The organism is Candidatus Blochmanniella pennsylvanica str. BPEN (assembly GCF_000011745.1).
Classification (GTDB): Bacteria; Pseudomonadota; Gammaproteobacteria; order Enterobacterales; family Enterobacteriaceae; genus Blochmanniella; species Blochmanniella pennsylvanica.
This window is the reverse complement of record NC_007292.1, coordinates 1-16290: the sequence shown is the minus strand read 5'-3', so window position 1 is coordinate 16290 and position 16290 is coordinate 1. Positions and strand designations below refer to the sequence as shown.

The window sequence follows — 16290 nt, the reverse complement described above, 5'->3', positions numbered from 1 at the left end:
GTTAGGTTACAATCTGTAAATCATTATTATATCCGAATTGGCATGACGATATATGTTGCTCCATGACATTTCTCGGTACTCTCAATTTGCACGCTGGATATTTCATCTGTCAAATAAAACCGTAAAAACTGAGTATCCATTACCTGAAGAACATCGATCAAATAATCTACATTAAAAGATATTTTAATACTCTTTCCTGAATATAAAACGTCTAAAATTTCTTCCGATGCTTCATGTTCAAAATTATGCGCGGTTATTTTTAATTGATTAGTAATTAATGTAAATCGAACGATACGAAGTTTTTCATTTGCAAGAATAGCTGCACGTTTTAAAGCCTGCTTCAAAATACCGCATTCTACTTCCAAAACATTTTTTGAACGCTTTATAAAAACATCATGACAATTTGGAAACACAGCATCAATCAATTTAGAAGTAAAAGTATAATTCTCTGTCTCCATTCGGAGATTATTACTATTTGTTTGAATATTAACTAATTTTTCTTTAACGTTTAACAAACGTAAGATTTCGATAACTCCTTTACGAGGTATAATCGATGATTGATTGGGTAATAATAAATCCATAGTTATTTCACAACTTGCTAATCGATGTCCATCTGTCGCAACAATACGCAAAATATGTTCTTTAGTTTCAAATAATATCCCATTTAGGCAATAACGTACATCTTGATGGCCCATAGAAAATTGAGTTAATTCAATCATTTTTTTTAAAATAGCCTGGGATATAACTAATTTTAGATTATTGCCCCATTTTTCTAATTTAGGAAAATCTAACGAAGAAAACGTAGATAAATAAAATTTACTACATCCAGAACAAATAATCATTTTTTTGTCTTTTGATACTATGGAGATTTTTGATGATTCAGATAAACTACGACAAATTTCAAAAAACTTACGCCCTGGTACTATCACAGACCCAATGGGATATTTATCTTGTAATATAACGCGAACTGTTATCTCTATTTCTAAGTCCGTAGCAGTAATACATAAGCAATTATCATTCACTTCTAATAACACATGAGTTAATATGGGCATTCTCGGGCGTCCGCTAAGAATGCCCACTACTTTTTGCAAAGATTGATATAATAATTTCCTATCTATTACAAAATTCATAACCAAACTCAGTAAAAGACAACATTTTAAATAATCACATAACAATGTGATATCACTTTAAAAATCTCAAACACATATCGCGATAGTATAATATGTAAAATTGAAACATAAACACATTAACGCATTAAAAACTGAATAACATATCCATGCAAGTAATTACCTCCATTAGTGCTATTCTTAAGAAAATAATTATTATCAAATATGATAAAACAAACTTTAAATATTTTGACTTTATATACTATATCCTATAATATGAGTTTCAATTATCAGCATCTAATAATTAGATAGCAATAATTAAATAATTTTGTTCTCATTATCAAATAAATACACAAGAATGTAAATATGAAACGCACCTTTCAGCCTTCCATATTAAAACGCAATAGAACGCACGGGTTTAGAGTAAGAATGTCAAGAAGACAAGGCCGTAAAATATTATCAAGGCGTAGGTCTAAAGGGCGCGTTCGATTGGTTGTATCTGTTTTAAATATTCACTAAAATTTTATTAGTGCAGCAACCAAATGAATAGAAAATTTTTACCTAAACGGGCACGCTTGTTAAATTTAAATGAGTTTATTTTTGTATTTCAAAAGCCAGAACGCGTCAAAACAACTGGAATCACTTTGTTCAGTCGATCCAATCGATTAGGGTATCCTCGTATTGGGCTAGCTATCTCAAAAAAATATGTTAAGTATGCTCATGAACGCAATAGAATAAAGAGACATATTCGTGAAACTTTTCGTACATGTCAACATAACTTATTAGCTAAAGACTTTGTTCTAACTATTCGCTCAAAAGAGATTATTTATTACAAAAATAAAACATTGATACAAGAACTCGAAAAATTATGGTATCACCATTTGTGTTAATAGAAAAAAGCATAATATGGCTGATATATGGATACCAAGTCAGTGTCAGTCCTATATTGGGCCATCATTGTCGTTTTCAAAAAACATGTTCTCAATATGGGGTGGAATCAATACATAAATTCGGGGTGTTACGAGGTATCTGGATGACATGTATTCGTATATTGCAATGCCATCCTTTAACTTTAAATAACAATGAAGATTTTAAATATTATTCACATTCACATATTCAGGACATAATCAACATGGATTCGCAACGTAATTTCTTTGTGATAGCTTTTTTAATTATGTCGTTTATACTATGGCAGATATGGCAAACAGAATATCATCAGAGAACTAATATTCAAAAAATAAATATACATGAAAATACATATCCATTAATTCGTTCTGAAGATAATGATGCAATAAAATATGTACATCATACAAATCATGTGATTACAGTAAAAACAGATGTGTTGTTACTCAAAATAAATACTTATGGGGGAGATATTGAAGAGGCATATCTCGTGAATTATTTAGAGAATTTACATTCTAAAGAACCTTTTCATCTCTTAAGTACATCACAAGCATTTACATATCAAACAAACAGCGGGCTAATAACTGAAAACATACCGGGCCGGTCATATAATAAAAAATTTATATACACTACCGCAACTGATAAAAGTTTATATATCATACCAAAAAATGAAAATAAATTACAATTAACTTTAACGCATTACGCTTCCGATGGGATTACATATACTAAGAATTATATTTTTCATAGAAATGATTACTCTATATATGTATTCTATACCGTAAATAATATGAGCACTTATCCATTAAAAATTAAGTTATTTGGTAATATAGTACAATCCGAACATTATCCCAAATCACATAATAACAGCGATAACGGAGATAATTTTCCTTTATACTCCTATCGAGGATCAGCATACTCTACTGATAAAAAAAAATATCAAAAATACAGCTTTAAAGATATAAAAAATATGAATTTAAAAATTAATACTTCTAAAGGTTGGATAGCAATGTCACAAAAATATTTTGCGACAGCTTGGATTCCCCTTACTCAAGGGAATAATACATTTTATACTACCTACCATAACAATAATAGCGCTTCTATAGGTTTTCAATCTAATTCAATAGATCTCCCGATAGGAGAAACAGGTACATTCCAATCTATATTATGGATAGGTCCAAAAATTCAAGAAAAAATGAAAGCAATAGCTCCAAATTTAGATCTATTAGTTGACTACGGATGGTTATGGTTTATTTCTCAACCATTGTTTAAATTATTGAGCTTTATTTACAGTTACATAGAAAATTGGGGAATATCTATTATTATAATAACATTAATTATACGTCTAATCATGTATCCTTTAACTAAAGCACAATATACTTCTATGGCAAAAATACGTATGCTACAACCTAAATTGTCTATAATACAAGAAGAATATAAACATGATAAGTATCAATACCATCAAAAAACTATAGAATTATATAAGTTAGAAAAAGTGAATCCATTGGGGGGATGCTTACCTTTATTAATCCAAATGCCAATATTCTTAGCTTTATATTATATGTTATCAGGTTCTGTAGAATTAAGGCACGCTGCATTTGCTTTCTGGATTCATGATTTATCTGCTCAGGATCCTTATTACATATTACCGATATTAATGGGAATTACTATGTTTTTTATACAAAAAATGTCGCCGACTACAATTACTGATGCGATACAGAAAAAAATGATGACTATCATGTTAATCATTTTTACTATATTTTTTTTATGGTTCCCATCTGGTTTAGTATTATATTATATAGCAAGCAATATCATCACCATTATTCAACAATACATGATTTATCAAGAACTAGAAAAACGAGGATTATACAATAAAAATAACTAATAAAAATATTCAAAAAAATTTATAACTCAAGTATATCTTCGCATTATAATATGTTTTAAAGTATAATAAAAATTATGAACTATACAATAGATACAGTGGTTGCTATTTCCACACCTCCAGGCCGTGGAGGTATTGGAATTATACGAATATCTGGAAAATCAGTTCCTGAAATTGCTCCTAAATTGTTAGGAAAAATACCAAATCCCAGAAAAGCAGAATATTTACCTTTTTTGGACACGGACGGATCCATATTAGAACGAGTGATAGCCTTGTTTTTTCCTGAACCAAATTCTTTTACCGGGGAAAACATACTAGAAATCCATGGACATGGAGGTCAAATAATCCTAGATATATTATTGGAACGTATTTTAAAAACATCTTCTGATATTCGAATAGCACATCCAGGAGAATTTACCAAACGAGCATTCTTAAATAACAAAATAGATCTTGTACAAGCAGAAGCAATAGCTGATATTATCGATGCTACTTCATATCAGGCTGCAAAATCAGCATCAAATTCTTTACAAGGAATTTTCTCTCGTAAAATATATATAATATTAGAACAACTTACTAATCTACGCATGTACGCAGAATCATCTATTGACTTTTCAGAAGACGAAATTAGTATCATACCATATGAAGATATAAAAAAAAAATTGAGGAACATCATAAGCGATGTACAAAAAATGTATAAATCAACCTATCACGGTGTTTTACTCCGTGAAGGGATAAAAATAGTAATTGCTGGAAAACCAAATGCTGGAAAATCTAGTTTATTTAATGCATTAGTTGGCATTGATAGAGCAATTATCAGTACGATATCCGGAACCACACGAGATACATTGCATGAGTATATCCAATTAAATGGAATAGCATTCCATATTACTGACACTGCTGGGCTACAAAAAAAAAGCGATAACGAAATAGAACAAATTGGGATGAAACGTACATGGGAAGAATTAAGTAACGCAGATCATATATTATGGGTAATTGATCCTAACGATGTAACAAATAAGGAAAATGATATCACATTAAAACATGTAGAAAAAGTGCTGTTTTGTAAAAATAAAAAAACCCCTATCACAATTATACATAATAAATCTGATTTAACCAAAAATCAAATCGGAATTAGTATAATAAATAATTATACAATTATCACGTTATCGGCTTTATTTAATGATGGAACAGACTTATTACAAGAATATTTAAGTAATAATATCAAGTCTAAAATACAGCAAGATTGCAAAAGCAATCTTTCTGAAAATCAAGGAAATTTCATTGCGCGTAGACGTCACTTAAATGCACTTGAAAAATCTTCTAAATACCTTTTTTCTGCCCAAACACAACTATTATCTACTATGTCAATTAATGAACTTTTTGCTGAAGATCTTGGATTAGCACATAAAGAATTAAGCAAAATTTTTGGAAAATTTACTCCTGATGATTTATTAAAAAGAATATTCTCTACATTCTGTATTGGAAAATGATGATTTATGAACTTATAAATAATTTTTATAATATTTTATAAATATAAATTTCAAGAATGAAATCGTTTTTTTTTGCTATAATTACATATAGGTTATAGATTAATAATGAATAGACTACACATGCAAACCAACATATACACTTTGATAAAGATATAGAAAGAAATAATTTCTGAATAAGCTATGTTTATATAATGTTTGATTGGCGAATAATTCTTAAACAAAAAATAATTTTATTTTTTGTTTTTTAATCGCTTCCAATTTAAAATGGAAAATTGTCGTATTCTACTAATAATAGTTTCATTAGCTGCCACATCTCGAGTTACTGTAGTTCCAGCTCCAATAGTTACATTTTTTCCAATAGTGATTGGAGCTACCAGCTGACTATCAGCTCCAATAAAAACGTCATCACCAATAATAGTTTGATGTTTCATCATGCCATCATAATTGCAAATAATAGTGCCAGCTCCGATATTTACTTGATTACCAATTTCTGCATCACCTAAATAACTAAGGTGTTTAACCTTGGATTGCTCTCCCAATCGGGTATTTTTTATTTCTACAAAATTTCCCACATGACTTTTTTCTTTTAATTCAGTTCCTGGTCTCAACCGAACAAATGGTCCAACTTTGCTTTGGAAACCTATTGTTGTATTTTCAATTATTGAAAATGGGTATATCTCTACATCATCGGCAACTATCGTATCTTTCAATATACAACTTGCTCCTATTTTAACTCTATTCCCCAAAGAAACATGCCCCTCAATGATCACATTTATATCAATGTACACATCCTTCCCATGTACTAACGTTCCTCTTAAATCAAACCTATTTGGATCAATAATCATCAACCCTGATGATAATAAACATTGTACTTTTCTTTGTTGATATTGTTTATCTAAATCAACGAAATCTGATTTACTATTTACTCCCATGATCTCAAATGTATCATCAGGACACATGGTATGTATACTGTAACCTGATTGATGAGCTATCTGAATTATATCTGTTAAATAAAATTCATTTTTTGACTTATGAGTTGTTAATGTGCTTAACCAACACTTTAAATGATTAGAAATAGCAATAAAAATACCAGTACTAACTTCTTTAATTTTTTTTTGATCATCATTAATGATGTCATCATGTTCTATGATACTAACAACACTCCCTTCCTGGTTCCGAACAATACGCCCATATCCTTTTGGATTAGGTAGTGTAGCAGTTAACATACTTATATCACATTGGGATTTAATGACATGCAATCGTTGTAATGTTTTATAAGAAACAAAAGGAACATCACCATATAAAACAAGAACTTCTTCGTCATCACTGATGAAAGGTAACACTCTCTGAACAGCATCTCCAGTCCCAGTAAGATCATGTTGCAATATCCAATATACAGGAATTTTGTATTGATTCGTATTAATTTCTTTTATTATCATTTCTCCTTTGTATCCATGCACTACATATATGGAGCTCACACCTACCTGCATTACAGAATCAATCAAATGTTGTAACATAAACTTACCACCAATTTGGTACAACACCTTTGGTGTATCAGACAACATTCTATTACCTCTACCGGCAGCAAGGATAATCGCGCTGAAATTAATATACGACATAATCTTTATCTTTATATATTTTTTGTGATTCTTATTTTTGGTTATAAACTATTTTTATTACATTAAACATATAACTACATATACATAAACAGAAAAATTATTTATACAACAAATAGAAATATTATTACTAGTTACATATACTTATTTTTTTTAGTTAATTCCATTAATCTAAGTTTTGCAATAGCTTTAGATATATCTGAAGTTATTTTAATATAATCTATATCAGAGCTATGGCGATAATTCTTAATATGTTTTTCAGCTTCATGTTTAGCTTCTTTGGCTTTTTTTTCATCTAATTCTTCCGCTCGGATGGCTGTATCCGCCAATATCGTCACTATATTTCTTTGAACCTCAAGTATACCTCCAGATATATATATATATTCTTCATTATCATGTGATTTTACTATACGCAATACTCCTGGCTTAATCGACGTAAGTAACGGAGTATGACCTGGAAAAACACCCATTTCACCTTCAATACCTGTTACTTGAATTTTACGAACTACGCCAGAGAATATTTCTCTTTCAACAGAAACAACAGTTAAGTAATAAGTACATTCAGACATTCTGATATCCAGACCTTTTATCAATAAAATAAAAAATTTAAAGCGTTTTATTTTTTTTTATAACCTCTTCTATAGTGCCTACCATATAAAATGCTTGCTCTGGAATATGATCATATTTTCCTTCTATGATTTCTTTAAATCCTTGAATAGTATCTCTTAAAGAAACATATACACCAGAGAATCCAGTAAATACTTCAGCAACAAAAAAAGGTTGTGATAAAAACCGTTGAATTTTTCTCGAACGTAATACTATTAATTTATCTTCTTCTGATAATTCATCCATACCTAAAATCGCAATAATATCTTTAAGCTCTTGATAACGTTGAAGGATAGACTTTACATCACGAGCCACATTGTAATGTTCTTGCCCTACAATCAGCGGATTTAATTGTTGACTATTAGAATCTAATGGATCTACCGAAGGATAGATACCAAGAGCAGCAATTTGACGACTTAAAACTATAGTTGCATCTAAATGCGAAAAAGTAGTAGCAGGAGATGGATCTGTAAGATCGTCTGCAGGAACATACACTGCTTGCACAGAAGTAATTGATCCTAAACTTGTAGAAGTAATACGTTCTTGTAAAATACCCATTTCTTCTGACAATGTAGATTGATAGCCTACCGCCGATGGAATACGTCCCAATAATGCAGAAACTTCAGTACCAGCAAGAGTATAACGATATATATTATCTATAAATAACAATACATCATGTCCTTCATCTCTAAATTTTTCCGCCATAGTAAGACCAGTCAAAGCCACACGTAATCTATTTCCAGGCGGTTCATTCATTTGACCATATACTAAAGCAACTTTATTAATAACATCAGAGTTTATCATTTCGTTATAAAAATCATTACCTTCACGAGTGCGCTCCCCAACACCAACAAACACTGAGTAACCAGAATGTTCTACGGCAATATTACGAATAAGTTCCATCATATTTACGGTCTTTCCAACTCCTGCTCCTCCAAAAAGACCTATTTTTCCTCCTTTAGAGAACGGGCACATTAAATCAATTACTTTAATACCAGTCACTAAAAGATCTTGGTCAGTAGATAATTCGGAATAAAGTGGAGCAGATCTATGAATAGACCACTTTTCTTTTTCTTTAATTGGTCCTTTCATATCAATTGGTTCACCTAATACATTCATTACACGACCTAAAGTTTCTTTTCCTACCGGAACTTCAATAGAGTGTTTTAAATTAATTACTACTAACCCACGACGTAATCCATCAGTATTACCCATTGCAATGCAACGTACTATACCTCCACCTAATTGTTGCGCTACTTCTAATATTAACTTTTTATTAAAACTATCAATATGCACCTCAAGTGCATGGTATACAGTCGGTACCACATCTTGATTGAACGCAACATCAACCACCGCTCCAATAACCTGGACAATTTTTCCAGAACTCATATTAATTATACCTCTAACTATCTTTTAAGTTTATATTACAGAAGCTCCTGAAACAATTTCTGTAAGTTCTTCTGTAATTTTAGTTTGTCTAGCTTTATTATAAAATAACTTTAAATCATTAATAATAACTTCTCCATTATCTGAAGCTGTCTTCATCGCCATCATTCGAGCAGATTGTTCACTAGCTAAATTTTCTACTACTCCCTGGTAAACTTGTGATTCAATATATCTTTGTAATAAACTGTTTAACAAAACTTTAGAATCAGGTTCATATAAATAATCCCAATATTTAGTTTGTAATATAGAGTTTTTTGAGGAAATGATTGGTAGAATCTGTAAAATCTGAGGACTCTGAGTTAAGGTATTAATAAATTTATTATACGCTAAATATAATCTATCTATCTGGTTATTATCATACAACTGCAACATTACTCTCACAGACCCAATTAGAGCTGACATTTTAGGAGCATCTCCAATTCCATAAACACAACTGACTATCTCTGTTTGCTTTATGGAGCGTAAAAAAGAAGCGCCCTTTGACCCAATAATAGCTAATCTAATCGTTATTCCCTCGTTACTCCATTTGTTAAAATCATACAATAATGTTTTAAGTAAGTTAATATTCAACCCTCCTGCTAATCCTCTATCTGTCGAAACTACCCAGTAACCAACAGATTGAATTTTTCGTTCTAAAAAATAAGAATGTTTATATTCTAATGTCCCTGAAGAAATATGATCAATTACTTTACGAATAGTTTCCGCATATGGTTTACTTATTAACATACGTCTCTGAGTTTGATAAATCTTAGCAACAGAAATCATCTCCATAGCCTTGGCAATTTTTTGTATATTGCGAATGCTATCTATTTTCCCGCGTATTTCTTTCAGACCAGACATATTCCTATTCCACAACGATAACGCATTTGAGTTTACCAAGATTGATTTGATTTAAAAGTCTCAAGAATACTTTTAAATTTATTTTCAATATCAATATTATATACACCATCGTGATCAATTATTTTAATCAGCTCCTTTTCCGTATAAGTCATATACAATATTAATGCAGACTCAAAATCACTTATTTTTGAAACCTCAACATCTTCTAAATAACCATGCACTGCTGCAAACAAAATGATGGATTGACATGAAACAGCCATAGGTGCATATTGTTTCTGTTTTAATAATTCAGTTACCTTTTGACCATGCTGCAATTGCTTTCGAGTAACATCATCTAGTTCTGAAGCAAATTGAGAAAAAGCAGCTAATTCACGATATTGAGCTAAAGCAGTGCGAATGCCTCCAGATAATACCTTCATGATATTAGTTTGAGCAGATCCTCCAACTCGCGATACCGAAATACCTGGATTTACCGCAGGACGAATTCCTGAATTAAATAAATGAGATTCTAAAAAAATCTGACCATCAGTAATAGAAATAACATTAGTCGGAATAAACGAAGAAACATCTCCAGCTTGAGTTTCAACAATAGGTATTGCAGTTAATGAACCAGTTCTTCCTGTTATCTTTCCGTGAGTACACCGCTCCACATAGTCAGAGCTAACCCTAGAAGCTCGTTCTAACAAACGAGAATGTAAATAAAATATATCCCCTGGGTATGCTTCACGCCCAGGAGGACGTCGTAGTAATAAAGAAATTTGACGGTAAGCAATAGCTTGTTTAGAAAGATCATCATATACAATTAATGCATCTTCCCCGAGATCTCTAAAATATTCTCCCATAGCACATCCAGAATAAGGAGCTAAATATTGTAATACAGCTGATTCAGAAGCAGATGCAATAACCACAATAGTATTAGACAATGCACGATGTTCTTCTAGTTTTTTTACAACATTAGCTACAGTTGTTGCCTTCTGACCAACAGCAACATAAATACATTTAACCCCGCTATAACGCTGATTAATAATAGCGTCAATTGCTAATGCAGATTTTCCAGTTTGACGATCTCCTATAATTAATTCACGTTGACCACGTCCAATAGGTATCATAGAGTCGACTGACTTATATCCTGTTTGAATAGGTTCATCTATTGATTTGCGATCAATTACACTAGGAGCAACAGCTTCTACCGGAAAATAACAGGAACATTGTATGACTCCTTTATTATCCACAGGAACCCCTAATGCATTGACTACTCTTCCCAACAACGCTGTTCCTACTGGCACTCTTAATATATTTCCTGTGCATTTTGCCACCATTCCTTCAGACAAATTTAAATATGAACCCATAACTACAGCACCGACAGAATCACGTTCTAAGTTCAATGCTACAGCAAACTGATCTGATGGCAAAGCAATCATTTCACCTTGCATGACATTAGTTAATCCATGTATATGGATTACTCCATCACCTACAGCAGTAATAGTACCTTCATTGCGAATCTCACACGTTATATCAAATTGGGCAATACGTCGCTTAATTAATTTACTAATTTCATTTGAATTTAATTGCATAATCTTTTGTTTATACCTTTTAACTACTGTTAAAATATTAAGATTGTAGTACGTGATTTAAGCGAAAAATACGTCCACGTATACTTCCATCAATCACAGTATCTCCAATACGAATAATTACACCAGCCAATATATCTTTATCTACTTTGTGTACTGGATTCACTGTTTTAGATAAACGTTTAGCCATTATATCAGTAATTTTTTTCAGCTGATTATACTTCAAAGGCCAAGCAGAGATAATTTCTATTTCTACAGTATGAACATATATAGAACATAAATAAGTAAACTCTTTAAATACAATTGGTAATAATAATAAACGATTATTTTCCGCCATAATATAGATTATATTTTTACTGAAGGTATCAACTTGTTTCTTTTGGTAATCTTCACAAATAGCAATAAATATATCTGACAATCTTTTTGGTTCTAAACATCTAAAAAATAAAGATTGTACTAGTCTATTTAGACTAATCTCAGAAAATAAATCAAGAACTGATTTCCACTTGTTTATATTTTTCTGTTCTACAGCTATATCAAATATAGCTTGAGCATACGTACGCGCAACCACAAGCATACTAGACATCTAATCCTTATATGACAACGTATTAATAATATTATTTAAAAGATCTATATCAATCATTTCATTTATAGAATGTTCTATAACTTTCTCTGTACCCTCAATTACAAGTTCGCTAATTTGCTTTCTTAATTCGTCAGTAACACGTTTTCTTTCATAAATAATCTGTTCTCGCGCTTGAGATAAAATTCTACTTTGCTCCTTTTCAGCTTCATGTTTAGCTTCATTAATTATTTGCATTTTACATTTATTTGCTTGTTTTATAATTTCTTGAGCTTTGACCCGAGCCTGTCTCAAACAAAGCAAAGCTTCAGCATTGACACGCTCAGATTCTGTTTTGGCATGAGTAGCAGAAACTAAATTATCAGAAATTTCTTTTTGGCGTTTCTCAATAATAGATATAAATGGATACCACACATACTTCATACAAAACCAAACAAACAAAACAAATGAAATAGTTTGACCTAATATTGTTGCATTAAGATTCACAGCGCAAATCCTGATATTTAATAATCAATATAATAAATACATGCAATTAATTTTCATTGTTAAACCGCAGAAAACATCACATACAAACCAAGACCTACAGTAATCATTGGTATTGCATCAACCAATCCCATAACAATAAAAAACTGAGTTCGAAGGATCGGAATGAGATCTGGTTGACGTGCAGCCCCCTCTAAAAATTTACTACCTAAGATGCCAATACCGATAGCCGCTCCAATTGCTGCTAATCCCATCATTATTGCTGCAGCAATATATAACATATCAAAATTTAAATGTTCCATAATAACCTCTCTGCAATCTTCTGTATTACATGATTCATTTTAACAGGAGTCATGGGCTGTAGATAAATAAATCACCGTTAAAACCATAAAAATAAAAGCCTGTAATGTAACGACTAAAATATGAAAAATAGCCCATGGTAAATTTAAAACCCATTGTCCCCACCATGGTAATAAACCAGATATCAAAATAAAAATCAACTCACCAGAATACATATTGCCAAATAATCTAAGACTAAGTGATACTGGTTTAGATAACAAACTAACAACTTCAATAATAAAATTAATAGGAATACATGTTGGATGATTAAATGGATGATACATCAGTCCTTTAATAAAACCATGAACGCCATTAACGTAAATATTGTAGTACATAACAAGTACAAATACATTTAAAGCTAGCGAAGAAGTGATATTCACATCGGCAGACGGCACAACACGTAAAGCAGGTAATCCTAACAATTTAGCTATAGCAGGAAATAAATCTATGGGAAATAAATCCATGGTATTCATTAAAAAAATCCAAACAAAAACCGTCATAGATAATGGCGCAATTAGTTTATTTTTACCATGAAACATATCTTTTACATTGCTATCAATAAACAATATTACTAACTCAATAAACACTTGCAGTTTTGTGGGAACCGCATAAGTTGCCACTGTAGCCAAACGACCGAAAATTAATAAAAATAAAGTAGCCAATAATATTGAAAAAAACATCGAATCTACATTTAATACCCAGAATGAAGAAGTATTCTCCGAGCTCACTAACGAAAAAGTACTTAAATCAAATTGCAGATGATATAAATGATGTCCAATATATTCTTGGGAAGTGCCTTTGATTCCTGACATAAACCACCTTTCAAAAAATATTGGCTGCAATATACTATAAATATTTTACAATGTTCTTGTATAATACAACATTACAACCTCGATATACAACTTGTCACTAACATGTCGAAATTCTAAATCATTTTTATATATAACTTACAATGATGTTGTATCCGAAAAGAACGACAGTGCCTGCATCAACTTTTAAAAAATTAGTACTAATAGAAAATAACAAGAACACTCTCTCTCTTTTTACACAACCATATACTAATGCAATAAAAGAGAATTAAAATGACACTATGAATTAATTAGTAAATTTCACATAATATGTTACAACTTACAGAAACAAACACACGACCGAACTATAGTTCGGTCGACAAGTAATTTATCTTGTAATTAATAACCATTAGTACAGCACGTATATTTATTCAAAAATATGAAATAATACACTTGTATACAACTAAAAGTTCAGTATAATCCTATTTTCAAAAAAATTCAAAGCGCAAATTTAGATACGTATAAACAACCGTATAATATTAAAAATAATGCCATACATAACAAACCCATTAAAATAATAATCTAATTACTATTATTATTTCTATAAAATTATTATTGGAAAAGACATAAATATACCGGTTTTCTACACGATCAACTCTCTCCATATTGTAACAATCACAAACACCCTATATAGGAAATTAAATAATACCTTGATTAATAGAAAATACATTATTCAACAGATTAGCATGTATTATGCTCTAACAAACCTTGTTTTTTTAACCAAACCAATAAATTAGAAATAGCCGCAGGAGTGATACCAGAAATGCGAGAAGCCTGCCCAATAGAATAAGGTTTATAATTATTGAGTTTGTCAATGACCTCCTGAGATAATCCAGAAACAATATTGAAATCTATATCAGTCGGTAACAATGTATTTTCATTATAAATATGTCTCTTTATTTCTTCTTGTTGATGACGAATATAACCTTCATATTTTATTTGAATTTCAATTTGCTCGAATACTTGACGATCCAATATAGATGGACTAAAAGTACTTAGTTGAGATAACTTTTTATAATTAATTTCTGGCCTTCTCAAAAGATCTTCGCCATTTGTTTCATGTGTTAAAGGTGTTTTAAGAAAATTATTTAATTGTGCAACATCTGAGCTATACGGGAAAATATAAGTATTACGTAATCTCTGACGTTCTTTTTCAATGTTTTCTTTTTTGCAACAAAAAGCTTTCCACCGTGACTCATCTATCAAACCTAACTGTCGCGCGATTTCAGTTAATCTTAAATCAGCATTATCCTCACGTAAAGACAGACGATATTCAGCACGCGAAGTAAACATACGATAAGGTTCTTCTGTTCCATGTGTACAGAGATCATCTACAAGCACCCCTAAATATGCCTGATCTCTTCTAGGGTACCATCCTTCTTTATTTTTGGAAAACCTAGCTGCATTAATTCCGGCCAATAATCCTTGGGCAGCTGCTTCTTCATAACCAGTAGTACCATTAATTTGACCAGAAAAAAATAATCCAGAAATAATTTTACTCTCTAATGTTAATTTTAAATCACGAGGATCAAAAAAATCGTATTCAATAGCATAACCTGGCCTAATTATACAAGCATTCTCTAATCCCTGAATTGATTTAATCATTTGCATTTGTACACAAAAAGGTAAGCTAGTAGAAATACCATTAAGATATACTTCAGGTGTTGTCAAACCTTCAGGTTCTAAAAAAATTTGATGAGCATTACGATCTGAAAAACGAGTTATTTTGTCTTCTATAGATGGACAATACCGAGGTGCTATTCCTTTTATTAAACCTGTATACATAGGACTCTGATATAAATTTGATCTAACTATTTCATGTGTTTTGTTATTAGTATGGGTAATATAACAAGGCACCTGCGTAGGATGTAGTTTTGTAGATCCTATAAATGAAAACACAGGAATGGGATCATCACTATATTGTGCACGTAAAGAACCAAAATTTATCCCTTTGGTATGCACACGAGGAGAAGTACCCGTTTTTAACCGACTAATCTGAAAAGACAATTCTTTCAATCGCTCTGATAACAATGACGATGACTCCGAATCTCCAGATCGACCTCCTCTAAAATTATTCATCCCAATATGAATCTTACCATTGAGAAAGGTTCCGGTTGTCAACACAACAGACGTACCACTAAATTTCATTCCTAATTTTGGAGTAATTACTCCAACAATCTTGTTCCCACTAACTATTAAATCTTCTACTGACGCTTGAATAACCAACAAAAATTTTTGATATTCAAGAATACTACGTATTGCTTGACGATATAATATTTTATCTGCCTGAGCACGTGTTGCTCTAACAGCAGCTCCTTTGCTACTATTAAGTACTCTAAATTGAATTCCTGATTGATCGATAGCATAAGCCATCGATCCACCCATCGCATCAATTTCTTTCACTAAATGTCCTTTCCCTATGCCACCAACGGCCGGATTACAAGACATCTGTCCAAGAGTATCAATATTATGAGTAATCAAAAGCGTATTACATTGCATCCTAGCAGAAGCCAAAGCTGCTTCTGTCCCAGCATGACCTCCTCCAACAACAATAACGTCAAAATGAATGGGATAGAACAT

15 protein-coding genes are annotated in these 16290 nt (G+C 31.3%); 4 read left to right on the top strand and 11 right to left on the bottom strand.

Annotation, left to right across the window (positions count from 1 at the left end; translation table 11 throughout):
- Nucleotides 1-26: 26 nt before the first annotated feature.
- On the bottom strand, nucleotides 27-1130 hold the full coding sequence (gene dnaN, locus BPEN_RS00075) for a DNA polymerase III subunit beta (protein WP_011282571.1): 1104 nt from the start codon (nucleotides 1128-1130) through the stop codon (nucleotides 27-29).
- A 342-nt stretch (nucleotides 1131-1472) separates the two neighbouring features.
- Between dnaN and rpmH the strand changes: the two genes are divergently transcribed.
- The 4 genes from rpmH to mnmE all read left to right on the top strand — a co-directional run bounded on the left by rpmH (nucleotide 1473) and on the right by mnmE (nucleotide 5378).
- Complete coding sequence (gene rpmH / locus BPEN_RS03285; RefSeq protein WP_011282570.1) at nucleotides 1473-1625, top strand: 50S ribosomal protein L34; 153 nt, start codon at nucleotides 1473-1475, stop codon at nucleotides 1623-1625.
- Nucleotides 1626-1648: 23 nt separating this feature from the next.
- The gene (gene rnpA, locus BPEN_RS00070) at nucleotides 1649-1996 is read left to right on the top strand and encodes a ribonuclease P protein component (RefSeq protein ID WP_011282569.1); all 348 of its coding nucleotides are present in this window, start codon (nucleotides 1649-1651) and stop codon (nucleotides 1994-1996) included.
- A complete protein-coding gene (gene yidC, locus BPEN_RS00065) occupies nucleotides 1975-3891 on the top strand; it encodes a membrane protein insertase YidC (protein WP_011282568.1) in 1917 nt (638 codons plus the stop codon). Before rnpA ends, yidC begins: the two co-directional genes overlap by 22 nt.
- Nucleotides 3892-3965: 74 nt before the next feature.
- Nucleotides 3966-5378, top strand: a complete 1413-nt coding sequence (gene mnmE / locus BPEN_RS00060; RefSeq protein WP_011282567.1) for a tRNA uridine-5-carboxymethylaminomethyl(34) synthesis GTPase MnmE — start codon at nucleotides 3966-3968, stop codon at nucleotides 5376-5378.
- Between the two features lie 230 nt (nucleotides 5379-5608).
- On the opposite strand, the gene glmU is transcribed toward mnmE, so the two are convergent.
- From glmU to mnmG, 10 genes are all read right to left on the bottom strand, one after another.
- Nucleotides 5609-6997 (bottom strand): bifunctional UDP-N-acetylglucosamine diphosphorylase/glucosamine-1-phosphate N-acetyltransferase GlmU, encoded by a 1389-nt coding sequence (glmU, locus tag BPEN_RS00055; protein WP_011282566.1) that lies wholly within the window; start codon nucleotides 6995-6997, stop codon nucleotides 5609-5611.
- A 131-nt stretch (nucleotides 6998-7128) separates the two neighbouring features.
- The gene (locus BPEN_RS00050) at nucleotides 7129-7563 is read right to left on the bottom strand and encodes a F0F1 ATP synthase subunit epsilon (RefSeq protein WP_011282565.1); all 435 of its coding nucleotides are present in this window, start codon (nucleotides 7561-7563) and stop codon (nucleotides 7129-7131) included.
- Between the two features lie 37 nt (nucleotides 7564-7600).
- Nucleotides 7601-8989, bottom strand: coding sequence for a F0F1 ATP synthase subunit beta (gene atpD, locus BPEN_RS00045; RefSeq protein ID WP_011282564.1), 1389 nt, complete (start codon nucleotides 8987-8989; stop codon nucleotides 7601-7603).
- Between the two features lie 30 nt (nucleotides 8990-9019).
- Nucleotides 9020-9886 (bottom strand): F0F1 ATP synthase subunit gamma, encoded by an 867-nt coding sequence (gene atpG, locus BPEN_RS00040; RefSeq protein WP_011282563.1) that lies wholly within the window; start codon nucleotides 9884-9886, stop codon nucleotides 9020-9022.
- 32 nt (nucleotides 9887-9918) lie between these two features.
- Entirely contained in the window at nucleotides 9919-11460 is a 1542-nt protein-coding gene (gene atpA / locus BPEN_RS00035; RefSeq protein WP_011282562.1) for a F0F1 ATP synthase subunit alpha, read from the bottom strand.
- 37 nt (nucleotides 11461-11497) lie between these two features.
- Entirely contained in the window at nucleotides 11498-12043 is a 546-nt protein-coding gene (locus BPEN_RS00030) for a F0F1 ATP synthase subunit delta (protein ID WP_011282561.1), read from the bottom strand.
- Nucleotides 12044-12526, bottom strand: coding sequence for a F0F1 ATP synthase subunit B (atpF, locus tag BPEN_RS00025; RefSeq protein ID WP_011282560.1), 483 nt, complete (start codon nucleotides 12524-12526; stop codon nucleotides 12044-12046).
- A 59-nt stretch (nucleotides 12527-12585) separates the two neighbouring features.
- Nucleotides 12586-12825, bottom strand: a complete 240-nt coding sequence (gene atpE, locus BPEN_RS00020; RefSeq protein ID WP_011282559.1) for a F0F1 ATP synthase subunit C — start codon at nucleotides 12823-12825, stop codon at nucleotides 12586-12588.
- 39 nt (nucleotides 12826-12864) lie between these two features.
- Nucleotides 12865-13674, bottom strand: a complete 810-nt coding sequence (gene atpB, locus BPEN_RS00015) for a F0F1 ATP synthase subunit A (protein ID WP_011282558.1) — start codon at nucleotides 13672-13674, stop codon at nucleotides 12865-12867.
- A 717-nt stretch (nucleotides 13675-14391) separates the two neighbouring features.
- A complete protein-coding gene (gene mnmG / locus BPEN_RS00010) occupies nucleotides 14392-16290 on the bottom strand; it encodes a tRNA uridine-5-carboxymethylaminomethyl(34) synthesis enzyme MnmG (RefSeq protein WP_011282557.1) in 1899 nt (632 codons plus the stop codon).